The organism is Pseudomonas sp. RIT623 (assembly GCF_004519305.1).
Lineage (GTDB): Bacteria > Pseudomonadota > Gammaproteobacteria > Pseudomonadales > Pseudomonadaceae > Aquipseudomonas.
In genome coordinates this window covers 15,688-36,623 of the sequence record NZ_SOZA01000009.1, presented here as the reverse complement: position 1 = coordinate 36,623, position 20,936 = coordinate 15,688, and the positions used below count along the sequence as shown (strand labels likewise).

19 protein-coding genes are annotated in these 20,936 nt (G+C 62.6%); all 19 read left to right on the top strand.

Going from position 1 to position 20,936, the window contains the following annotated elements; translation table 11 throughout:
• Positions 1-10: 10 nt before the first annotated feature.
• The 19 genes from flgD (at position 11) to E3U47_RS08750 (ending at position 20,923) form a co-directional block, all read left to right on the top strand.
• Positions 11-709, top strand: a complete 699-nt coding sequence (flgD, locus tag E3U47_RS08840; protein WP_134690857.1) for a flagellar hook assembly protein FlgD — start codon at positions 11-13, stop codon at positions 707-709.
• A gap of 30 nt (positions 710-739) precedes the next feature.
• Positions 740-2,062 (top strand): flagellar hook protein FlgE, encoded by a 1,323-nt coding sequence (gene flgE / locus E3U47_RS08835; protein WP_134690855.1) that lies wholly within the window; start codon positions 740-742, stop codon positions 2,060-2,062.
• Between the two features lie 67 nt (positions 2,063-2,129).
• Entirely contained in the window at positions 2,130-2,318 is a 189-nt protein-coding gene (locus E3U47_RS08830) for a hypothetical protein (RefSeq protein WP_134690853.1), read from the top strand.
• Between the two features lie 161 nt (positions 2,319-2,479).
• Complete coding sequence (gene flgF / locus E3U47_RS08825; RefSeq protein WP_104445068.1) at positions 2,480-3,220, top strand: flagellar basal-body rod protein FlgF; 741 nt, start codon at positions 2,480-2,482, stop codon at positions 3,218-3,220.
• Between the two features lie 48 nt (positions 3,221-3,268).
• Complete coding sequence (flgG, locus tag E3U47_RS08820) at positions 3,269-4,054, top strand: flagellar basal-body rod protein FlgG (protein WP_134690851.1); 786 nt, start codon at positions 3,269-3,271, stop codon at positions 4,052-4,054.
• A gap of 79 nt (positions 4,055-4,133) precedes the next feature.
• Positions 4,134-4,829, top strand: coding sequence for a flagellar basal body L-ring protein FlgH (gene flgH, locus E3U47_RS08815; RefSeq protein WP_104445070.1), 696 nt, complete (start codon positions 4,134-4,136; stop codon positions 4,827-4,829).
• A 12-nt stretch (positions 4,830-4,841) separates the two neighbouring features.
• Positions 4,842-5,951, top strand: a complete 1,110-nt coding sequence (locus E3U47_RS08810; protein ID WP_104445339.1) for a flagellar basal body P-ring protein FlgI — start codon at positions 4,842-4,844, stop codon at positions 5,949-5,951.
• 11 nt (positions 5,952-5,962) lie between these two features.
• A complete protein-coding gene (gene flgJ, locus E3U47_RS08805) occupies positions 5,963-7,159 on the top strand; it encodes a flagellar assembly peptidoglycan hydrolase FlgJ (RefSeq protein WP_134690849.1) in 1,197 nt (398 codons plus the stop codon).
• Between the two features lie 10 nt (positions 7,160-7,169).
• On the top strand, positions 7,170-9,212 hold the full coding sequence (gene flgK / locus E3U47_RS08800; protein WP_134690847.1) for a flagellar hook-associated protein FlgK: 2,043 nt from the start codon (positions 7,170-7,172) through the stop codon (positions 9,210-9,212).
• A gap of 12 nt (positions 9,213-9,224) precedes the next feature.
• Complete coding sequence (locus tag E3U47_RS08795; protein WP_134690845.1) at positions 9,225-10,787, top strand: flagellar hook-associated protein 3; 1,563 nt, start codon at positions 9,225-9,227, stop codon at positions 10,785-10,787.
• 283 nt (positions 10,788-11,070) lie between these two features.
• Positions 11,071-12,000: a ketoacyl-ACP synthase III gene (locus tag E3U47_RS08790; RefSeq protein WP_134690844.1), complete on the top strand. Its 930-nt coding sequence runs from the start codon at positions 11,071-11,073 to the stop codon at positions 11,998-12,000.
• A 243-nt stretch (positions 12,001-12,243) separates the two neighbouring features.
• Complete coding sequence (locus tag E3U47_RS08785; RefSeq protein WP_134690842.1) at positions 12,244-13,692, top strand: flagellin; 1,449 nt, start codon at positions 12,244-12,246, stop codon at positions 13,690-13,692.
• A 75-nt stretch (positions 13,693-13,767) separates the two neighbouring features.
• Complete coding sequence (locus tag E3U47_RS08780) at positions 13,768-14,118, top strand: flagellar protein FlaG (protein WP_104445076.1); 351 nt, start codon at positions 13,768-13,770, stop codon at positions 14,116-14,118.
• 73 nt (positions 14,119-14,191) lie between these two features.
• Entirely contained in the window at positions 14,192-15,580 is a 1,389-nt protein-coding gene (gene fliD, locus E3U47_RS08775; protein WP_134690840.1) for a flagellar filament capping protein FliD, read from the top strand.
• Positions 15,581-15,708: 128 nt separating this feature from the next.
• Positions 15,709-16,110 (top strand): flagellar export chaperone FliS, encoded by a 402-nt coding sequence (gene fliS, locus E3U47_RS08770; RefSeq protein ID WP_104445078.1) that lies wholly within the window; start codon positions 15,709-15,711, stop codon positions 16,108-16,110.
• 10 nt (positions 16,111-16,120) lie between these two features.
• Positions 16,121-16,417, top strand: coding sequence for a flagellar protein FliT (locus E3U47_RS08765; RefSeq protein ID WP_104445079.1), 297 nt, complete (start codon positions 16,121-16,123; stop codon positions 16,415-16,417).
• A 165-nt stretch (positions 16,418-16,582) separates the two neighbouring features.
• Complete coding sequence (gene fleQ / locus E3U47_RS08760; RefSeq protein ID WP_134690838.1) at positions 16,583-18,058, top strand: transcriptional regulator FleQ; 1,476 nt, start codon at positions 16,583-16,585, stop codon at positions 18,056-18,058.
• 271 nt (positions 18,059-18,329) lie between these two features.
• On the top strand, positions 18,330-19,544 hold the full coding sequence (locus tag E3U47_RS08755) for a PAS domain-containing sensor histidine kinase (protein WP_134691038.1): 1,215 nt from the start codon (positions 18,330-18,332) through the stop codon (positions 19,542-19,544).
• Entirely contained in the window at positions 19,544-20,923 is a 1,380-nt protein-coding gene (locus E3U47_RS08750; RefSeq protein ID WP_134690836.1) for a sigma-54 dependent transcriptional regulator, read from the top strand. Before E3U47_RS08755 ends, E3U47_RS08750 begins: the two co-directional genes overlap by 1 nt.
• Positions 20,924-20,936 lie beyond the last annotated feature (13 nt).

The window sequence follows — 20,936 nt, the reverse complement described above, 5'->3', positions numbered from 1 at the left end:
GGGAGCCGCAATGACTACCACCAATACCAATACACAAGTCGGCAGTGGTTACCTGGAGTCGCTGCAGAAGCAGAAGAGCAAGACCGACTCCAGCACCGGCCAGGCCGGCAGCGCGCTGGGCAAGGATGCGTTCCTGCAGTTGCTGGTGACGCAGATGAAGAACCAGAACCCGCTCGATCCTCAGGACAACGGCGAGTTCGTCGCGCAGCTGGCGCAATTCAGCAGCCTCGAAGGTATCCAGTCGCTCAAGGAGTCGGTTGACGGCATCCTCACCGGCATCGGTTCGTCCCAGGCGCTGCAGGCCACCTCGCTGGTCGGTCGCTCGGTGATCGTGGCAAGCGACAAGGCAGTGGTCGACACCTCCAAGAGCTTCAACGGCCAGGTCGTGGTGCCCTCGAACATCACCGAGGGCAAGGTCACCATCAAGGACAAGGATGGCAACGTGGTCAAGGCCATTGACCTGGGTGCGCGCAAGGCTGGTACCGCCGACTTCATCTGGGACGGCAAGAACGACAAGGGCGAGGTGGTCGAGCCGGGCACCTACACCTTCAGCGCCGAGACCAAGGTCGACGGCAAGGCCAAGACGCTGGCCACGCTGCTGCCGGCCAAGGTCAACAGTGTCAGCTTCCAGAATGGCAGCGAGATGATGCTCGACCTGGCCGGTATCGGCAAAGTCGGTATCTCCAAAGTCACCACCATCGGAATTTAACGCCGCAGAATCGGCACAAGGAGCGAGTACATGTCTTTCAATATCGGCCTTAGCGGTCTCTATGCGGCGAACAAATCCCTGAACGTTACCGGCAACAACATTGCCAACGTCGCCACCACCGGTTTCAAATCGTCGCGCGCCGAGTTCGGCGACCAATATTCGCAATCGATCCGCGGCACTGCCGGCGGCAAGACCCAGGTCGGCAGCGGCGTGAAGACCATGGCGGTCTCGCAGATGTTCAACCCCGGCAACATCAACGGTACTGGCCAGGCGCTGGACATGGCCATCGATGGCAACGGCTTCTTTGCCCTGAACGACAACGGTTCGCGCATCTATACCCGTGCCGGCGCCTTCTACAGCGACAAGGAAGGCTACGTGGTCAACGCCAGTGGCGCCAACCTGCAGGGCTATCCGGTGGATGAAAACGGCAAGGTCATCCCGGGCGTGCTGACCGACCTGAAGATCGACACCTCGAACCTGGCGCCGAAGCCGACCGGGCGCATTTCCGAGACCGTCAACCTGAACTCCAGCGCCAAAGCGCCTTCGGTTTCGCCGTTCGACCCGACCAATGTCAACAGCTACAACTACACCTTCAACACCCCGGTGTACGACAGCCAGGGTAACGAGCACCAGATGAACCAGTACTTCGTCAAGGATGCCGGCACCAACTCCTGGACCATGTACACCACCATCGATGGTCGTAACCCGGCCGACCCGACCCTGCCTACGCCACTGAAAAACACTTTGCCCTTTACGTCGGCGGGTAAGCTGGATACGGCGGCCATGCCTGTTGGTGCTGTCACAGGTGGTCTGACCATCGCAGCCGACAAGACCTTCAAGCTCGATAACTGGGTGCCTGCCGAGAAGAATGCGGCCGGTGCCTGGGTTGGTAACGGTGCTGTCATGCGTCCTGGTGGTGTTGTCCTGGACATGCTGGCCACCACTCAGTTCAACGCGGCCTCGGCCACCACCGCCAAGGACCAGGATGGCTACGCCACCGGTGAGCTCGCCGGCCTGACCGTCGACCAGAGCGGCAACATGTTCGCCAACTTCACCAACGGCCAGAACAAGGTGATCGGCCAGGTAGTGATCGCCAACTTCGCCAACCTGCAAGGCCTGACCCCGGTCGGCGCCACTGCCTGGAAAGAGTCCTACGCCTCGGGCGTGCCGATCATTGGTGAGCCAGACACCGGCACCTTGGGCCGCATTGCCGGCAGCTCCCTGGAAGACTCCAACGTCGACTTGACCGGCGAGCTGGTCAACTTGATCAAGGCGCAGAGCAACTACCAGGCCAACGCCAAGACCATTTCCACCGAAAGCACCATCATGCAGACCATCATCCAGATGACCTGATGAGCGTGGCGTGATCGAGCCCCTGCTTGCAGGGGCTTTTTCACGTCTGGCAGAGGAGATTGATGCCATGAACAAGTCGATGCTGGTGGCTGCCGGCGCCTTGTTGCTGGCGCTGTCGCTGCAGGCCGCGCCGGCGCCCTGGTACCAGTGGCAGAGCCTGGCGACCGGGCGCTACATGTGCTCGGCCAACGACCCGGGGGAGGGCTGGAAGCGTCATTCCGGCCCCTACACCAATGGTGCGTGTCGCGCCGACTGACGCGGGCGTTGCCGCCAGCGGCAACGATTCGCCGACAAACTGACGCTTGCCTTGGCGCGGGCCGCTGAAAGCCCCGTGTTAAAGGGCTTTGTCAGTTTGGTTCGATAATTGCTTCATCCTTGCCAACGACAGCGCGGCAAGGTTCGCGTAGAGGAGATGCTGTGGACAAGATGCTTTATGTGGCCATGACCGGCGCCAGCCAGAACGCGCTGGCGCAGAAGGCCCATGCCAACAACCTGGCGAACGTTTCCACCAATGGCTTCCAGCGTGACCTGGAGCAGGCGCGTTCGATGCCGGTGTTCGGCGACAGCTTTCCGGCGCGCGCCTTCGCCATGACCGAGCGTCCGGCCACCGACTTCAGCGAAGGTGCCCTGGTCGAGACCGGCCGTCCTTTGGACGTGGCCGTGGCCGGCAAGGGCTTCATCGCCGTGCAGGCGCCCGATGGCAGCGAGGCCTACGTGCGCACCGGCAGCCTGAACATCGACGCCCTGGGCGTGCTGCGTGCCGGCAACGGCATGCCGGTGATTGGCAATGGCGGCCCGATCGCCATTCCGCCGGAGCAGCAGGTCGAGGTGGGTGACGACGGCACCATCAGCATCCGCGCCATGGGCGAGGATCCGCGGGTGATGGCCGAGGTCGACCGCATCAAGCTGGTCAACCCCGACATCAAGGGCCTGACCAAGGGCCTGGACGGCATGATCCACACCAGCAATGGCCAGCCTGCCGACGCCGACGTAAATGTCCGCGTGGTCTCGGGCTTCCTGGAGTCGAGCAACGTCAACGCCGTCGAGGAAATGACCTCGGTGCTGGCGTTGTCCCGCCAGTTCGAACTGCACGTCAAGATGATGAACGCGGCCAAGGAAGGCGATGAAGCCATGGCCCGCGTCTTGCAAATCGGCTAATCACATTTGAACGGGTGCCGAAAATCAGGCGCACGAGGAGAACACTAAATGCTTCCAGCTCTTTGGGTCGCGAAAACCGGCCTGTCCGCCCAGGACACCAACCTGGCGGTCATCTCCAACAACCTGGCGAACGTCTCGACCACCGGCTTCAAGCGTGATCGCGCCGAGTTCCAGGACCTTTTGTACCAGATCAAGCGTCAGCCTGGCGCTCAGTCGACCCAGGACAGCGAACTGCCTTCGGGCCTGCAGGTCGGTACCGGTGTGCGCATCGTCGGCACCCAGAAGAGCTTCATCGCCGGCAGCCTGCAGACCACCGAGAACCCGCTGGACATGGCGGTCAACGGCCGTGGCTTCTTCCAGATCCTGCAGCCGGACGGCACCGTGAGCTACACCCGTGACGGTACCTTCCACCTGAACTCCGACGGTCAGATCGTCACCGCCAACGGCTTTGCCCTGGAGCCGGCCATCGTCGTGCCGCCAGATGCGCAGACCTTCACCGTCGGCAAGGACGGTACCGTCTCGATCACTACCGTGGGCAACCCGGCCGCGCAGGTCATCGGCAACATCCAGACCGCCGATTTCATCAACCCGGCCGGCCTGCAGGCCATCGGCGGCAACCTGTTCCTGGAGACCGCCGCCAGCGGCGCGCCGCAGGTCGGCACCCCAGGCCTGAACGGCTTCGGCACCACCGAGCAGCAGACCCTGGAAGCCTCCAACGTCAGCACCGTCGAGGAACTGGTGAACATGATCACCACCCAGCGCGCCTACGAGATGAACTCCAAGGTCATCTCCACCGCCGACAAGATGCTGTCGTTCGTCACCCAGCAGTTGTAAGCCCTGGCGGCCCGCCTGGCGTGGGCCGTTGACTCTGCGCTCGTTGTTGCAGCGCCTGTTTCACCGTGAGGTAAGTGTCATGATGCGTTCGTTGTCCGTATTCGCCCTGGGGGGGGTGGTGTTGTTGGCCGGTTGCGTCGCGCCGACGCCCAAGCCCAACGACCCGTACTATGCGCCGGTGCTGCCGCGCACCCCGCTGCCGGCGGCGGCCAACAACGGCTCGATCTACCAGGCCGGCTTCGAGCAGGGCCTGTATACCGATCGCAAGGCGTTCCGGGTCGGCGACATCATTACCATCACCCTCAACGAGCGCACCTCGGCGAGCAAGAACGCAGGTTCGCAGATCCAGAAGAACAGCAAGGCCAACCTTGGCCTGACCTCGCTGTTCGGTACCGTGCCCAACACCAACAACCCGTTGGGTGGCGGCGACTTGAGCCTGGAAGCCGGCTACAGCGGTGACCGCAGCACCAAGGGCGACAGCAAGGCCACCCAGGGCAACACCCTGACTGGTTCGATCACCGTCACCGTGGCCGAGGTGCTGCCCAACGGCATCATCGCCGTGCGTGGCGAGAAGTGGATGACCTTGAACACCGGTGAAGAACTGGTACGCATCGCTGGCCTGGTGCGCGCCGACGACATCGCCACCGACAACACCGTGCCGTCCACCCGCGTGGCCGACGCGCGCATCACCTATTCGGGCACCGGCTCGTTCGCCGATGCCAGCCAGCCGGGTTGGCTGGACCGTTTCTTCATCAGCCCGCTCTGGCCTTTCTGAGTACGGATGACCATGTTCAACGCTAGGCGGTTGATTGCCGCGACCTTGCTCCTGTCCTGCGCGTTCGGTGCCCACGCCGAGCGTCTGAAGGATATCGCCAGCATTTCTGGCGTGCGCGCCAACCAATTGATCGGCTACGGCCTGGTCGTGGGGCTCAATGGCACGGGTGACCAGACCACCCAGACGCCATTCACCCTGCAGACCTTCAACAACATGCTCTCGCAGTTCGGCATCAAGGTGCCGCCGGGGTCGGGCAACGTGCAGTTGAAGAACGTCGCCGCGGTATCGGTGCATGCCGATCTGCCGGCGTTCGCCAAGCCGGGCCAGGTGGTCGACATCACCGTGTCGTCCATCGGTAACTCCAAGAGCCTGCGCGGCGGCAGCCTGTTGATGACGCCGCTCAAGGGTATCGACGGCAACGTCTACGCCATCGCCCAGGGCAACCTGGTGGTGGGTGGTTTCGATGCTGAGGGTCGCGACGGCTCGAAGATCACCGTCAACGTTCCGTCGGCCGGGCGGATCCCTGGCGGCGCGTCCGTCGAGCGTGCGGTGCCGAGTGGTTTCAACCAGGGCAACAGCCTGACCCTGAACCTCAATCGCCCGGACTTCACCACCGCCAAGCGCATCGTCGACAAGGTCAACGAGTTGCTCGGCCCGGGTGTCGCCCAGGCCATCGATGGTGGTTCGGTGCGGGTGACCGCGCCGATGGACCCGAGCCAGCGTGTCGACTACCTGTCGATCCTGGAGAACCTCGAGATCGATCCGGGCCAGGCAGTGGCCAAGGTCATCATCAATTCGCGCACTGGTACCATCGTCATCGGCCAGAACGTCAAGGTGTCGCCGGCGGCGGTGACCCACGGCAGCCTGACCGTGACCATCACCGAAGACCCGATCGTCAGCCAGCCGGGGCCGTTCTCCAACGGCCAGACCGCGGTGGTGCCGCGCTCGCGGGTGAATGCCGAGCAGGAAGCCAAGCCGATGTTCAAGTTCGGCCCGGGTACCACGCTGGATGAGATAGTCCGCGCGGTGAACCAGGTCGGTGCGGCGCCCAGCGACCTGATGGCGATCCTCGAAGCCCTGAAGCAGGCCGGCGCGTTGCAAGCCGACCTGATCGTGATCTGAGGACGCCTGGGATGAACCCGAAGAGCCTGATTTCCAGCCCGGCCGACAGCGGTGCCTTCACCGACCTCAATCGCCTGAGTTCGCTCAAGCACGGTGATCGCGACAGCGAGGGCAACATCCGCAAGGTGGCCCAGGAGTTCGAATCCTTGTTCGTCAGCGAGATGCTCAAGGCCTCGCGCAAGGCCAGCGATGTGCTGGCCGACGAAGAAAACCCGATGAACAGCGACACCACCAAGCAGTACCGCGACATGTACGACCAGCAGTTGGCGGTCAGCATGTCCCGCGAAGGTGGTGGTATCGGCCTGCAGGACGTGCTGGTGCGCCAGTTGAGCAAGAACAAGGGCGCTGCGCCCAACAGCAGCCCGTTCCCGCGTATCGACGGCCCGGCGCCAGCGCTGTGGGGCGGCGGTCGTGTCGCCCAGCCGGTGCGTGGCGAGCAGGCCGCGGCCGGGCGCAACGATGTGGCGGCGCTCAATTCACGGCGCCTGGCGCTGCCGGGCAAGCTTACCGATCGCCTGCTGGCCGGCATCGTGCCGTCGGCCGCCGCGGCAGGCAACACGGCCCTGCCACAGCGCAGCGGACCATCGCTGGCCGGTGTCGCCCGCGGCGACTGGCAACCAGCGCAGAGCTTCGCCGCGCCGCGTGAGCGCGAGGGCATGCGCATCCTCGGCCGCGCCGTGGCCCAGCCGCCGCTGGCGCCGAACAAGGCCTTCAGCGACAGCGACGCGTTCGTTGCCACCATGCTGCCTATGGCCGAGCAAGCGGCCAAGCGCATTGGCATCGACCCGCGTTACCTGGTGGCCCAGGCCGCGCTGGAAACCGGTTGGGGCAAGTCGGTGATGCGCAACCCCGATGGCAGCAGCAGCCACAACCTGTTCGGCATCAAGGCCACCGGCAACTGGCAGGGTGGCGAGGCGAGGGCGATCACCAGCGAATTCCGCGGTGGCCAGTTCGTCAAGGAGACGGCGGCGTTCCGTTCCTACGATTCGTACCAGGACAGCTTCCACGACCTGGTCAGCCTGTTGCAGAACAACAGTCGCTATAAAGATGCGGTCGGCTCGGCCGATAAACCGGAACAGTTTGCAAGAGAGCTGCAGAAGGCTGGCTACGCCACCGACCCGGACTACGCCCGCAAGATCATCAGCATTGCCCGGCAACTGCAGCCGATCCAGGAATACGCCATGGCTGGCACTACCACGAATCTATAAGGATTGAACCATGTCTAACCTGATCTCGATCGGGCTGTCGGGCCTGAATGCCAGCCAGACCGCGTTGGCCATCACCGGTAACAACATCGCCAACGCGGCGGTTTCCGGCTATTCGCGGCAGCAAACCATCCAGACTACGGGGCCGTCGCACAACATCGGCGCGGGTTTCGTGGGCACGGGCACTACGTTGTCGGATGTGCGTCGCATCTATAACGCCTACCTGGACAACCAGCTGCAGACCGCGACTTCGCTCAATACCGATGCGGCGGCGTTCCAGGATCAGATCACGGGTATCGACAAGTTGCTGGCCGAAAGCGACACCGGCATCAGCTCGGTACTGACCGCCTTCTTCTCGGCCTTGCAGACCGCGTCGGCCAAGCCCAGCGATGTGGCGTCGCGGCAACTGCTGCTGACCCAGGCGCAGACCTTGAGCAACCGCTTCAATGCCATCTCCAGCCAGATGAGCAAGCAGAACGACAGCATCAACAGCCAATTGGATACGCTGTCCGGCCAGGTCAACAAGTTGACCTCGAGCATCGCCGATCTCAACAAGCAGATTACCCAGTTGTCGGCGTCCGGCGCTTCGCCGAACAACCTGCTGGATGCGCGCAGCGAAGCGGTGCGCCAGCTCAACGAGCTGGTCGGCGTTACCGTGCAGGAGCGCGACGGCAATTACGATGTGTACATGGGCAATGGCCAGTCGCTGGTCACCGGTAATCGCGCCAACACCCTGAGCGCCGTGCCGAGTGCCGCCGACAAGAGCCAGTACAGCCTGCAGATCAACTACCCGAACTTCTCCTCGGACGTCACTTCGGTGGTCAGTGGTGGGCAGATCGGCGGCCTGCTGCGCTATCGCAACGACGTGCTCAACCCGTCGATGAACGAGCTGGGGCGTGTCGCCCTGGTGGTGGCCGACAGTATCAACAGCCAGTTGGGGCAGGGCCTGGACGCCAATGGGCAGTTCGGCAGTGCGCTGTTCTCCAGCATCAACAGCGCCGCGGCAATCAGCCAGCGCAGCCTGGCCTCGTCGAACAACAGCGCCGGCTCCGGTAACCTGGACGTGACCATCGCCAACAGCGGTGCGCTCACCACCTACGACTACGAAGTCAAGTTCACCGGCCCCAACCAGTACAGCGTGCGTCGCTCCGACGGCACCGACATGGGCAGCTTCGACCTGACCACCACGCCACCGCCGGTGATCGACGGCTTCACCCTCAAGCTCCAAGGGGGCGCTCTGGCTGCTGGCGACAGCTTCAAGGTCAGCCCGACCCGTTCGGCGGCAGGCTCGATCAATACCGTGCTGACCGATGCCAATAAGTTGGCTTTCGCCGGGCCGATCAATGGCGTGGTCGGTAGCGGCAACACCGGCAGTGGCACCATCACCCAGCCGAACCTGGGGGCCAAGCTGGATATCTACGGCGGTGCCGATACCGCGCTGATCCAGGACTCGATCAAGCACTCGATGCCAGTGCGCATGGTGTTCCAGGGCGCCAGCGGCGGCACCCAGGGCTACACCCTGTACGACTCCAAGGGTGTGGCCATCGGCACCGGTACCATCGTGCCGGGCCAGGACAACAAGCTGACCATCAATGTGCCGATGCGCGATGCCGCGGGAGCGCCGATCCTTGATGGCAGCGGCAATCCGCGGACCTTCAGCGTCGAGACCACTGTTGGCGGCAGCCCGGCGACCAACGACAGCTTTACCTTCGGCTTCAATGCCGACGGCAAGTCCGACAACCGCAACGCCCAGGCGCTGCTCGGGTTGCAGACCAAGTCCACGGTGGGCCTGAACTCCGGTACCGGCTCCAGCTTTACCTCGGCCTATGCCTCGCTGGTCGAGCGCGTCGGCGCCAAGGCCAACCAGGCCAAAATCGATACCGTTGCGACCAAGGCCGTGCTCGACTCGGCCAAGGAAAGCCGCAACGGGGTTTCCGGTGTCAACCTGGACGATGAGGCGGCCAACCTCATCAAGTTCCAGCATTACTACACCGCGTCGTCGCAGATCATCAAGGCGGCGCAAGAAACCTTCAGCATCCTGATCAACGCTTTGTAAGGAGTAGCCATCGTGCGTATTTCCACCGCTCAGTTCTATGAGGCGAGCGCCAGTAGCTACACCAAGAACTTCGCCGACCTGATGAAGAGCAAGACTCAGATCGACAGCGGCGTGCGTATCCAGACCGCCGCCGACGATCCGGTCGGTGCCGCGCGCCTGCTGTTGCTGCAGCAGCAGCAGGCGTTGCTCAAGCAGTACGATGGCAACATGACCACGGTGAACAACTCGCTGCTGCAGGAAGAGAGCGTGCTGGCCACCATCAACGAAGCCATGCAGCGTGCCAGTGAACTGGCCCTGCGCGCTGGCGGGGCTGGCGTGACCGATGCCGACCGCGTGTCCATCAGTGGCGAGCTGAAAGAGATCGAGGCCAACATTTTCGGCCTGCTCAATTCCCGCGACGCCAACGGCGACTACATGTTCGGTGGCACCAAGACCTCGTCGCCGCCCTATGTGCGCAATGCCGACGGCACCTACAGCTACCAGGGCGACCAGACCCAGCTGAGCCTGCAGGTGTCCGACACCCTGAGCCTGGCGACCAACGACACCGGTTTCAGTATTTTCGATTCGGCCAAGAACAAGAGCCGTACCGAGTCCACCCTGGTGGCGCCGCCGGTCGACGATGGCAAGGTCGCGCTGTCGCCGGGCCTGCTGACCTCGAACAATAGCTTCAACGACAGCTTCACCGCAGGCCAGCCGTACAAGATCACCTTCACCAGTGCCACCCAGTACAAGGTGACCGATGCCCTGGGCAACGATATCACCGCCGAGACCCCCACCAACGGCACCTTCGACAGCAAGACAGAGGGTGGCAACCGCATCGCCCTGCGCGGCGTCGAGTTCGAAGTCAATGTGTCGCTCAAAGAGGGCGAGGACGCCGATGCCATCGTCGCTGGCCGTGAATTCAGCGTGCAGGCGCGCCCCGATTCGCTGACCAGCGTGCGCGGTGCCGGCAACCCGTCCAGCGCCCAGGTGACCGGCAGCGCCGTGACCGACCAGGCGGCTTACCGCAGCACCTTCCCGAGCAATGGCGCGGTGATCAAGTTCACCGGGGCCAACACCTACGAGTTCTACGCCCAGCCCTTGACCGCCGACAGCAAGCCGGTGGCCAGCGGTACGTTCACCGCGCCGTCGTTGACGGTCGCTGGCGTGACCTACCAGGTGTCCGGCGCGCCGCAGGCGGGTGATCAGTTCGCCATCAACGCCAACAACCACCAGAACCAGAGCGTGCTGGAGACCATCAGCCAGCTGCGCTCGGCGCTGGACGCGCCGCCCGGCACCGCGGGCAACAACCTCGCCATCAAGAACGCCGTCGCCTCGGCGGTGGCCAACCTGGCCAGTGCGCGCGAACAGGTCGATATCACCCGGGGCTCGATCGGCGCCCGTGGCAACTCGCTGGATATCCAGCGTCAGGAAAACACCAGCCTGAGCACGGCCAACAAGGTCACCCAGGATGCCATCGGTAACACCGACATGGCCGAAGCATCGATCATGCTGACCTTGCAGCAAGCCATGCTCGAGGCCTCGCAACTGGCGTTCTCGCGGATCTCGCAGCTGAGCTTGTTCAACAAGCTCTGATCGCGCCTGCGCTAAAAAAGCCCCGGTCAGCTGTGTGCTGCCGGGGCTTTTTCGTGTCTGTGGCGCGGCGCTGGGGCGCTTTTGCCGATAAATGAGTGTGACCAATGAGTCAAAACGCGCATCTTCCCTGTATTCTATGCGGCAGCTGCTGCAGCATTTTGTTACCGGTGTGCGAGCGACAGTCTGGTTTCGGCCTGTCTCGGGCTGCAGTGGTTTCGACCCGGTATTGGCGCCCTCAATTCATCGAGTGGTGGTCTTTGGCTGTTTTCATTGGGAAGCCAGAATGATTGGCATCAAAAGCATTGCGAGTTACGTGCCTACCGCTGGCCTGGACAACTACGTCCAGGGTGCGAAGTTCGGCAAGGACGAAGCGTTCATGTTCGGCAAGATCGGTGCCTCGTTCCTGCCGCGCAAGGCCGATGAGCAGGAAACCTCCGACCTCTGCGTCGAGGCCGCCCGCGCGTTGTTCGCCAACAACCCGGAGCTGGATCCGCAGGCGATCGATGTGCTGATCGTGGTCACCCAGAACGGTGACGAGGAAGGGTTGCCGCACACCGCGGCGATCGTGCAGGACAAGCTGGGCCTCTCGACCCGTGTCGCCGCCTTCGACGTGTCGCTGGGCTGCTCCGGCTATGTCTATGGTTTGTACGCGATCAAGGGCTTCATGCAGGCGGCGGGGCTGAAGAACGGCCTGCTGATCACCGCCGATCCCTATTCGAAGATCGTCGATCCGGAAGATCGCAATACCACCATGCTGTTCGGCGATGCCGCCACCGCCACCTGGATGGGTGAAAATGCCGTGTGGCAGTTGGGCGAGGCGCGTTTCGGCACCGACGGCTCGGGTGCCGAGCATTTGAAGGTCAGCGATGGCACCTTCTTCATGAATGGCCGCCAGGTGTTCAACTTCGCCCTGGTCAAGGTGCCGGCGCACCTGCATGAGCTGCTCGAGGCCAGTGGCCTGCAGTCGGCGGATATCGACGCGTTCTGCATTCACCAGGGCAGTGCGGCCATCGTCGATGCCGTGGCGCGCCGCTTTGAAGAGCAGCACCCGGAGAAGTTCGTCAAGGATATGCTCGAAACCGGCAATACCGTGTCCTCCAGCGTGCCGTTGCTGTTGCAGAAGCACATGCTCGACAGTACCTGGAAGCGCGTGGCCATCAGTGGCTTCGGTGTCGGTCTGTCGTGGGGTTCGGCGATCCTTTACCGGGGCTGAATCAGCGCTTGCTCGAAGCAGCGCCTGGCGTATCCCGCCAGGCGCTTTTTTTTGCCCGTTGATCGTCTATCGGTACCTTAACCCCCTGATTTTGTAGGGGTGGCGGGGTGATGGCATTTTTTTTTTGAAAATGCCCTCAAGCAACCCCCGCAAACGACGATAACCATTACGAAGGTTCTCTAGGCCATACCCGGCGGATGCCAGGGCCGGAAGCCGCAGTACCCATCCAACGAGGATTTCGTCATGGCTTTAACTGTAAACACCAACATTGCCTCGGTTACTACTCAGGTTAACCTGAACAAGGCCAGCACCGCCCAGACCACTTCGATGCAGCGCCTGTCTTCCGGCCTGCGCATCAACAGCGCCAAAGACGACGCTGCCGGCCTGCAGATCGCCAACCGCCTGACCAGCCAGATCAACGGCCTGGGCCAAGCAGTCAAGAACGCCAACGACGGTATCTCGATCGCCCAGACCGCCGAAGGCGCGATGCAGGCTTCGACCGACATCCTGCAAAAAATGCGTACCCTGGCTCTGTCCTCGGCCACTGGCTCCCTGAGCCCCGACGACCGTAAGTCGAACAACGACGAATACCAGGCTCTGACCGCCGAGCTGAACCGTATTTCCGCTACCACCACCTTCGGTGGCCAGAAGCTGCTGGACGGTTCCTACGGCACCAAGGCCATCCAGGTCGGCGCCAACGCCAACGAAACCATCAACCTGACTCTGGAAAACGTTGCTGCCAGCAACATCGGTTCCCAGCAGATCAAGAGCGTTGCTATCACCCCTAACGACACTGGCGTCAAGGCTGGCACCATCACCGTTACCGGTAACGGCCAGACCAAAGACGTAGCCGTCGCTGCTGGTGATTCGGCCAAGAAGATCGCTGCCAACATGAACGGCGCAATCGGTGGCCTGACCGCTACCGCCAGCACCGAAGTCAAGCTGGAAGTGGACGCCACCGCCATCGCTGGTGCTGCCACCAAGTCGGCTAACTTCACCCTGGACGTCGGTGGCCAGTCGGTCAAGATCGTTGGCGCCACCGATACTGCCGGTCTGGCTGACCAGCTGAAGTCCAACGCCGCCAAGCTGGGTATCAGCGTCAACTACGACGAGTCGAACGGCGCCCTGTCGATCAAGTCCGATACCGGTGAGAACATCAAGTTCAGCGCCAGCGATGCCGGTGCTCAGGCTGGTATCAAGGTCAATACTCGTGATGGCGCAGGTGCCTACGCTGCTGCTGGTACCGCTTTGGCTACCACCGACATCATCGCCACTGGTGCTGTGTCGCTGGACTCCGCCAAGGGCTACGCTCTGAACGGTGCTGGTGTTGACAGTCTGTTTGCTGCTGCTGGTACCACTGCGGCCACTTCGTCTAAAACCACCATCTCCAACACCGACGTCACCGACGCTACCAAGGCCCAAAACGCCCTGGCCGTTATCGACAAGGCCATTGGTTCGATCGACAGCGTCCGTTCGGGCCTGGGTGCTACCCAGAACCGTCTGGCCACCACTGTCGACAACCTGCAGAACATCCAGAAGAACTCCACCGCTGCCCGCTCCACCGTGCAGGACGTGGACTTCGCTTCGGAAACTGCAGAGCTGACCAAGCAGCAGACCCTGCAGCAGGCTTCGACTGCGATCCTGTCGCAGGCTAACCAGCTGCCTTCCTCGGTCCTGAAACTGCTTCAGTAATTCAGGCGTCTGAGTAAGAGGTGGAAGGGCGCGTTTACGTGCCCTTTCGCCTTTTTGACATGAGGAGTTCGAAACATGGACATGAGTGTCAAGCTCAACCAGGTGTATCCTTCGCTGCAACCCCAGGCGGTGACCGCTGTCAAGGAGCCACTGGCGCCTGTCAAGGTGCAGGAGGCAGCGGCCGCGGACGACAAGCCGCATACCCGCGAGGATCTGGAAAAGGCGGTTGGCGAAATTCGTGATTTCGTCCAGTCGAGCCAGCGCAAGCTGGATTTTTCCATCGATGATTCCACCGGCCGGGTCGTGGTCAAGGTGATCGCCACCGAATCGGGTGACGTGATCCGCCAACTCCCGTCGGAAACCGCGCTGAAGCTGGCGCAAAGCCTCAGTGAAGCCAGTAGCCTGCTGTTCGACGGGCTGGCATGATTTTTGTTGCTGCCGATCTTTCGAGGGATTTTCCCGCCAAGGATCCGGCAGCCACCGTACAAGGAGAGCAATGATGGCAGGTTCAACAATCAGCGGTATCGGTTCGGGCATCGATACCCAGGCGATTGTGAAGTCCCTGGTGGACGCGCAAAAGGCGCCGAAGCAGGCACAGATCAATACCCAGACACTGAAGGCAACCACCACATTGTCCTCGATCGGCAAGATCCAGGCGGCCCTGGATGCCTTCCGTGGCGCGTTGACCAGCATGACCAACGACAACAGCTTCGGCGGTTTGGCATTGAAGTCTTCGGATGAGAAGGTTGCCACCATTACCGCTGGCGCGGGCGCGGCCAATGGCTCGTTCAGTCTGCAGGTGGAAAAGTTGGCGTCTGCATCCAAGGTGTCCACCAAGGTTTACTCCAATGGCGCGAACAGCGTGGTCAACCCCGGGACCACCGCCACCAAGCTGACGATCACCCAGAATGGCAAGGATCACGACGTCAGCATCCCGCCGGGCGCCACGTTGCAACAGGTGCGCGAGGCGATCAACAGTCAGTTCGGGACCGCCGGCTTGAGCGCCAACGTGTTGACCGATGCCTCGGGTTCGCGCCTGGTGATCACCTCCAACAAGATGGGCGTTGGCTCCGATATCACCCTGTCGGGCAATTCCGGTCTTGATACTGGCTACACCGTTGTGGATAAGCCTGAGAACGCCAAGTACACGCTTGATGGCATTGCCATGGAGTCCAAGACCAACGATATCAGTGACGCGGTGAGCGGTCTGAATATCAAGCTGGTGGGTGTCTCTCCCAAGGAAAAGGAAGGCGAAGCCTTGGTCAAGACCACGCTGTCGTTGACCACCAGCACCACTGCGCTGAAGTCGGGCCTGAAGGGCTTTATTGACAGCTATAACGCACTGATGAAAGTGGTCAATGCGGAAACCCGGGTGACCAAGAACGCCGATGGTACCATGACGCCGGCAGCGCTTACCGGGGATGCCTCCATGCGTGCCTTGGTATCGTCGATCCGTGAAGAGATGAACGCGCTGTCCGGCAACGGCACGATGAAGTCGCTGGCCGCGTTTGGCGTCACCTCGTCACAGGATGGTGGGTTACTGAGCCTGGACGACAAGAAGTGGGACAAGGCCGCGGCCACCAATGCCGCTGACCTGACCAGTATCTTCAATGGCAAGGACGGCATGCTCGCTCGCCTGCAGAAGGTCACCGAGCCTTATGCCAAGGCCAGCACCGGTACCCTCGCTGAGCGTTCCAAGACGCTGTCTGAAAGCCTGACCAAGCTCAAGACCGAGCAGGACACCCTCGATACACGCATGGAAGCCCTGCGGGTCAGCTTGCAGGATAAGTACAACCACATGGATACCCTGGTCTCGCAGCTGCGTCAGCAGCAGCAGAACGTGCTGGGGACGCTCAACGCGTTGAACAACGCCAAGAACGATAAATAATCCGTGAACGTCGGCTGAAGTCCGGGCATGATGCCCGGCTTCAGCTCGGCGGTCGGTAAAGTTTTTCTTCGCCGGCCCGATACAAAGACTATCGAACCAGTCGTTTTTGCCCGTCACGAGGTCGCAAGATGAATCCCATGAGAGCCCTTCGTCAGTACCAGAAGGTCAATTCCCATGCCCAGATTTCCGAAGCCACGCCCCATCGCCTGGTGCAGATGCTGATGGAGGGTGGGCTCGATCGCATGGCCCAGGCCAAAGGTGCGCTGGCCCGTGGCGACATCGCCGAGAAAGGCCTGATGCTGGGCAAGGCGATCGATATCATCATTGGCCTGAGCGACGGCCTCGATGCGCAGAAGAGCGCGGACCCTGCCTATATCGAGCAGTTGTCGAGCCTGTACGCCTACATGACCAACCGCCTGATGCAGGCTAACATCGACAACGACCCGGCGATCATCGACGAGGTCGCGCAACTGCTGATCACCGTCAAGAGCGGTTGGGATGCCATTGCCGATGCACAGCCGGCCGGCTGAGGAGTCAACCATGAGCAGCGCGCTGCAACGTTTCGAAGAAACCCAGGACGCCTTGCGCGATGCCCTGGCTGCCCGTGACTGGGAGGCCATTCGCACGCTCGACGAGAGTTGCCGCACCTGCATCGACGACATGCTCAGTGCGCCAAGCCTCGACGAAGCGCTGGTCAAGGAGCGTCTGGAGGGGCTGCTGGAGGTCTACCGCGACCTGCTCGATGCCACCATCGGCGAGCGCCAGGCAATCGCCGATGAGATGACCCAGATCAAGCAAGCAAAGAATGCTTCGAAGGTTTACCATTTATTCAGTTAAGATGCACCGAACTGAGTAAGATGCGCCATAAATTTGACTGTTACGGTCTTTTTGACTTTACTAGTGGCTGTTTTCGAAATTCAGACGTCCGAACACTGACCATTCAGTCGGAATGATGTCGTGCACGCCTTCGGGCGCCGATATGACTAGGGAAGTTGCTATTGCATGTGGCGTGAAACCAAGATTCTCCTGATCGATGACGACAGCGAACGCCGCCGCGATCTGGCGGTGGTCCTGAATTTTCTCGGCGAAGAAAACCTTTCTTGCTCCAGCCAGGACTGGCAGCAGGTGGTCGAAGGTTTGTCTTCCAGTCGTGAAGTGCTGTGTGTCCTGATCGGGACCGTAAATGCGCCAGCCAGTGTGCTGGGGCTCCTTAAGACAGTGGCTGGCTGGGATGAGTTCCTTCCGGTGCTGCTTTTGGGTGAAATTTCTTCCGCAGAGTTCCCCGAGGACCTGCGCCGTCGTGTGCTCTCCAACCTGGAGATGCCGCCCAGCTACAGCCAGTTGCTCGATTCGCTGCACCGTGCCCAGGTCTATCGCGAGATGTACGACCAGGCCCGCGAGCGCGGTCGTCAGCGCGAGCCGAATCTGTTCCGCAGCCTGGTGGGCACCAGCCGTGCCATCCAGCACGTGCGGCAGATGATGCAGCAGGTGGCCGACACCGACGCCAGCGTGTTGATCCTCGGTGAGTCCGGCACTGGCAAGGAGGTGGTAGCGCGCAACCTGCACTACCACTCCAAGCGTCGCGAGGCGCCGTTCGTGCCGGTCAATTGCGGGGCGATCCCGGCGGAACTGCTCGAGAGCGAGCTGTTCGGTCACGAGAAGGGCGCCTTCACCGGGGCGATCACCAGCCGTGCCGGACGCTTCGAGCTGGCCAACGGCGGCACCCTGTTCCTCGACGAGATCGGCGACATGCCGTTGCCGATGCAGGTCAAGCTGCTGCGGGTGTTGCAGGAGCGTACTTTCGAGCGCGTGGGCAGCAACAAGACCCAGAGCATCGACGTGCGCATCATCGCCGCGACCCACAAGAACCTCGAGAGCATGATCGAGGACGGTACCTTCCGCGAAGACTTGTATTACCGGTTGAACGTGTTCCCCATCGAGATGGCGCCGTTGCGTGAGCGGGTGGAAGACATCCCTCTGCTGATGAACGAGCTGATCTCGCGCATGGAGCACGAGAAGCGCGGTTCGATTCGCTTCAACTCTGCCTCGATCATGTCGCTGTGCCGTCACGGTTGGCCGGGCAATGTGCGCGAGCTGGCCAACCTGGTGGAGCGCATGGCGATCATGCATCCGTACGGGGTGATTGGCGTGGCGGAACTGCCGAAGAAGTTCCGCTATGTGGATGACGAGGACGAGCAGTTGGTCGACAGCCTGCGTTCCGATCTCGAGGAGCGCGTGGCGATCAATGGCCACGCGCCGAACTTCGCCAACCATGCCATGCTGCCGCCCGAAGGGTTGGACCTCAAGGACTACCTTGGCAGCCTGGAGCAGGGGCTGATCCAGCAGGCGCTGGACGATGCCAACGGCATCGTCGCCCGTGCCGCCGAGCGCCTGCGCATTCGCCGCACCACGCTGGTGGAGAAGATGCGCAAGTACGGCATGAGCCGCCAAGGCGGCGAGGAACAGGCCGACGAGTGATGGGCTGCCGGCTGGGCAGGTTTGCGCGTACCTTGTAGGAGCGGCCTTGTGTCGCGAAAGGGGCGCGCAGCGGCCCTGGCGGCATCGGCTCAGCGCTGTAATCAGGGGCCGCTCACACAGAAATCAGGTCGGGTCAGGCTTATGGCCAGCCCCTTGAGCCTGATCAACAACCCGCCCGCCAACCTTCCTTTATCCCCATCTCCGGCACGGCTATTGCTACACCGCAGGCAACATACCGTTTTTATGACGGTCAGCCATGCGAGAGAGCACGATGCCCCAGGCCGCCCACCGTTCCCCAGCCCCCGATCCGCGCGGGCACACCCCGCTCGAACAGGAAAGCCGGCAGGGCCTTGAACAGGCATTCGCCCTGTTCGACCAGGTTTCCAGCCAGCTGAGTCAGTCCTACAACCTGCTCGAGGCCCGGGTCAGTGAACTCAAGGGTGAGTTGGCGGTGGTCAGTGGTCAGCGCATGGCCGAGCTGGATGAGAAGGAGCGCCTGGCCAATCGTCTGCAAAACCTGCTCGACCTGTTGCCCGGCGGGGTGATCGTGATCGATGGCGACGGTTACGTGCGCGAGGCCAATCCAGCCGCTTGCGAGTTGCTTGGCGAGCCGTTGCTGGGGCAGCTCTGGCGGCAAGTGATCGCTCGCAGCTTCGCGCCGCGCGAGGACGATGGCCATGAGGTCTCCCTGCGTGACGGTCGGCGCCTGTCGATCGCCACGCGCTCGCTGGATGCCGAGCCCGGGCAGTTGGTGCTGCTCAACGACCTGACCGAAACCCGTCGTCTACAGGATCAATTGGCGCGCCATCAGCGCCTGTCGTCGCTGGGGCGCATGGTGGCTTCGCTGGCCCACCAGATCCGCACGCCGCTGTCGGCCGCGATGCTCTATGCCAGCCACCTGGCGGACCCTGCGCAGGACCTGCCCGGGGAAACCCGCCTGCGTTTCGCCGGTAACCTCAAGGAGCGCCTGCACGAACTGGAGCACCAGGTGCGCGACATGCTGGTGTTCGCCCGCGGCGAGCTGCCGCTCAACGACCGGGTCAGCCCCAAGGCGTTGTTCCAGGCCTTGCAGCAGGCGGCGCAAGCCCATGTGCAGGGGCATGCGGTGCGTTGGCAGTGCGATAGCCACCTGGGTGAGGTGTTGTGCAATCGCGATACCTTGGTCGGCGCCATGCTCAACCTGATCGAGAACGCCTTGCAGGCCAGCGTCGAGCCGGCGCGGCTGAAGGTGCACCTGATGCGCCGCGAGGGTGGCTTGCAGCTGTGTGTCAGCGATGCCGGCAGCGGCATCGATGCGCAGTTGCTGGAGCGTCTGGGCGAGCCGTTCCTGACCACCAAGGCCACTGGCACCGGCTTGGGCCTGGCGGTGGTCCAGGCCGTGGTCCGCGCCCATCGTGGCGAGTTGCGCCTGCGTTCGAAGGTTGGGCGCGGTACCTGTGTGACGGTGGTGCTGCCGCTGTTCGAGGCGCGTGAGGAGAGGGGGTGATGAGTATCAAGGTGCTGCTGGTCGAGGATGATCGCGTGTTGCGTCAGGCCCTGGCCGATACCCTGGAGATCGGCGGGTTCGCCCACCGTGCCGTTGGCAGCGCCGAAGAGGCGTTGCGTGTGGTGGATGAAGAGGCGTTCGGCCTGGTGGTCAGCGATGTGAACATGCCGGGCATGGACGGTCATCAGTTGCTCGCGCAATTGCGTCGCCAGCAGCCGCAGCTGCCAGTATTGCTGATGACTGCCCACGCCGCGGTGGAGCGGGCGGTCGACGCCATGCGCCAAGGCGCCGCCGATTACCTGGTCAAGCCATTCGAGCCCAAGGCCCTGCTCAGCCTGGTGGCGCGGCATGCCGTGGGCGCGGCGGAAGAGGAGGGGCCGGTGGCCTGCGAGCCGGCCAGCCGGCAATTGCTGGAATTGGCCGTGCGTGTTGCGCGTAGCGATTCCACGGTGTTGATTTCCGGTGAGTCGGGCACGGGCAAGGAGGTGCTCGCCCGTTATATCCACCAGCAGTCGCCGCGGGCCGGGCAGGCCTTCGTCGCGATCAACTGCGCGGCGATTCCCGACAACATGCTCGAGGCCACGTTGTTCGGCCACGAGAAGGGCGCGTTCACCGGGGCCATTGCCGCCCAGGCGGGTAAGTTCGAGCAGGCCGATGGCGGCACCTTGCTGCTGGACGAGATTTCCGAAATGCCGCTGGGCTTGCAGGCCAAGTTGCTGCGTGTGTTACAGGAGCGCGAGGTCGAACGGGTCGGCGGGCGCAAGCCGATCGCGCTGGATATCCGGGTGCTGGCCACCACCAACCGCGACTTGGCTGGCGAGGTCGCGGCGGGGCGTTTCCGCGAAGACCTCTACTATCGCCTGTCGGTGTTCCCCATGGCCTGGCGGGCATTGCGCGAGCGGCCTGCCGATATCCTGCCGCTGGCCGAGCGCCTGCTGGCACGGCATGTGGCGAAGATGCGCCATGCCCGGGTAACGCTGTCTGCGCACGCGCGTGCCTGCCTGCAAGCCTACTCCTGGCCGGGCAACGTGCGTGAACTGGACAACGCCCTGCAGCGGGCGCTGATCCTGCAGCAGGGTGGCGTCATCGAGGCGGCGGATTTCTGTCTGGCCGGCGCCATTCCATTGTCGTCGGCGAAAATGGCCACTATTGAGCCATTATGCGTCGATACGGCTGGCGGGGCGGGGGCAGAGATAGGCGGCTTGGAAGGCGACATGCGCCGCCACGAGTTCCAGATGATCATCGACACCCTGCGCGCCGAGCGCGGGCGTCGCAAGGAAGCCGCTGAGCGCCTGGGGATCAGCCCGCGCACGCTGCGCTACAAGCTGGCGCAGATGCGTGACGCCGGCTTCGATGTCGAGGCCAGCCTGTTCGGTTGAGCCACTGTTTTGA

What these genes read in the sequence shown, in the direction of transcription:
- E3U47_RS08790 (WP_134690844.1), top strand. Translation starts at nt 11,071, where the DNA reads ATGATTGGCATCAAAAGCATTGCGAGTTACGTGCCTACCGCTGGCCTG.
- E3U47_RS08780 (WP_104445076.1), top strand. Translation starts at nt 13,768, where the DNA reads ATGGACATGAGTGTCAAGCTCAACCAGGTGTATCCTTCGCTGCAACCC.
- flgJ (WP_134690849.1), top strand. Translation starts at nt 5,963, where the DNA reads ATGAACCCGAAGAGCCTGATTTCCAGCCCGGCCGACAGCGGTGCCTTC.
- flgG (WP_134690851.1), top strand. Translation starts at nt 3,269, where the DNA reads ATGCTTCCAGCTCTTTGGGTCGCGAAAACCGGCCTGTCCGCCCAGGAC.
- flgD (WP_134690857.1), top strand. Translation starts at nt 11, where the DNA reads ATGACTACCACCAATACCAATACACAAGTCGGCAGTGGTTACCTGGAG.
- E3U47_RS08830 (WP_134690853.1), top strand. Translation starts at nt 2,130, where the DNA reads ATGAACAAGTCGATGCTGGTGGCTGCCGGCGCCTTGTTGCTGGCGCTG.
- fliD (WP_134690840.1), top strand. Translation starts at nt 14,192, where the DNA reads ATGGCAGGTTCAACAATCAGCGGTATCGGTTCGGGCATCGATACCCAG.
- E3U47_RS08785 (WP_134690842.1), top strand. Translation starts at nt 12,244, where the DNA reads ATGGCTTTAACTGTAAACACCAACATTGCCTCGGTTACTACTCAGGTT.
- fliS (WP_104445078.1), top strand. Translation starts at nt 15,709, where the DNA reads ATGAATCCCATGAGAGCCCTTCGTCAGTACCAGAAGGTCAATTCCCAT.
- flgH (WP_104445070.1), top strand. Translation starts at nt 4,134, where the DNA reads ATGATGCGTTCGTTGTCCGTATTCGCCCTGGGGGGGGTGGTGTTGTTG.
- E3U47_RS08755 (WP_134691038.1), top strand. Translation starts at nt 18,330, where the DNA reads ATGCCCCAGGCCGCCCACCGTTCCCCAGCCCCCGATCCGCGCGGGCAC.
- E3U47_RS08750 (WP_134690836.1), top strand. Translation starts at nt 19,544, where the DNA reads ATGAGTATCAAGGTGCTGCTGGTCGAGGATGATCGCGTGTTGCGTCAG.
- E3U47_RS08765 (WP_104445079.1), top strand. Translation starts at nt 16,121, where the DNA reads ATGAGCAGCGCGCTGCAACGTTTCGAAGAAACCCAGGACGCCTTGCGC.
- E3U47_RS08810 (WP_104445339.1), top strand. Translation starts at nt 4,842, where the DNA reads ATGTTCAACGCTAGGCGGTTGATTGCCGCGACCTTGCTCCTGTCCTGC.
- fleQ (WP_134690838.1), top strand. Translation starts at nt 16,583, where the DNA reads ATGTGGCGTGAAACCAAGATTCTCCTGATCGATGACGACAGCGAACGC.
- flgK (WP_134690847.1), top strand. Translation starts at nt 7,170, where the DNA reads ATGTCTAACCTGATCTCGATCGGGCTGTCGGGCCTGAATGCCAGCCAG.
- flgE (WP_134690855.1), top strand. Translation starts at nt 740, where the DNA reads ATGTCTTTCAATATCGGCCTTAGCGGTCTCTATGCGGCGAACAAATCC.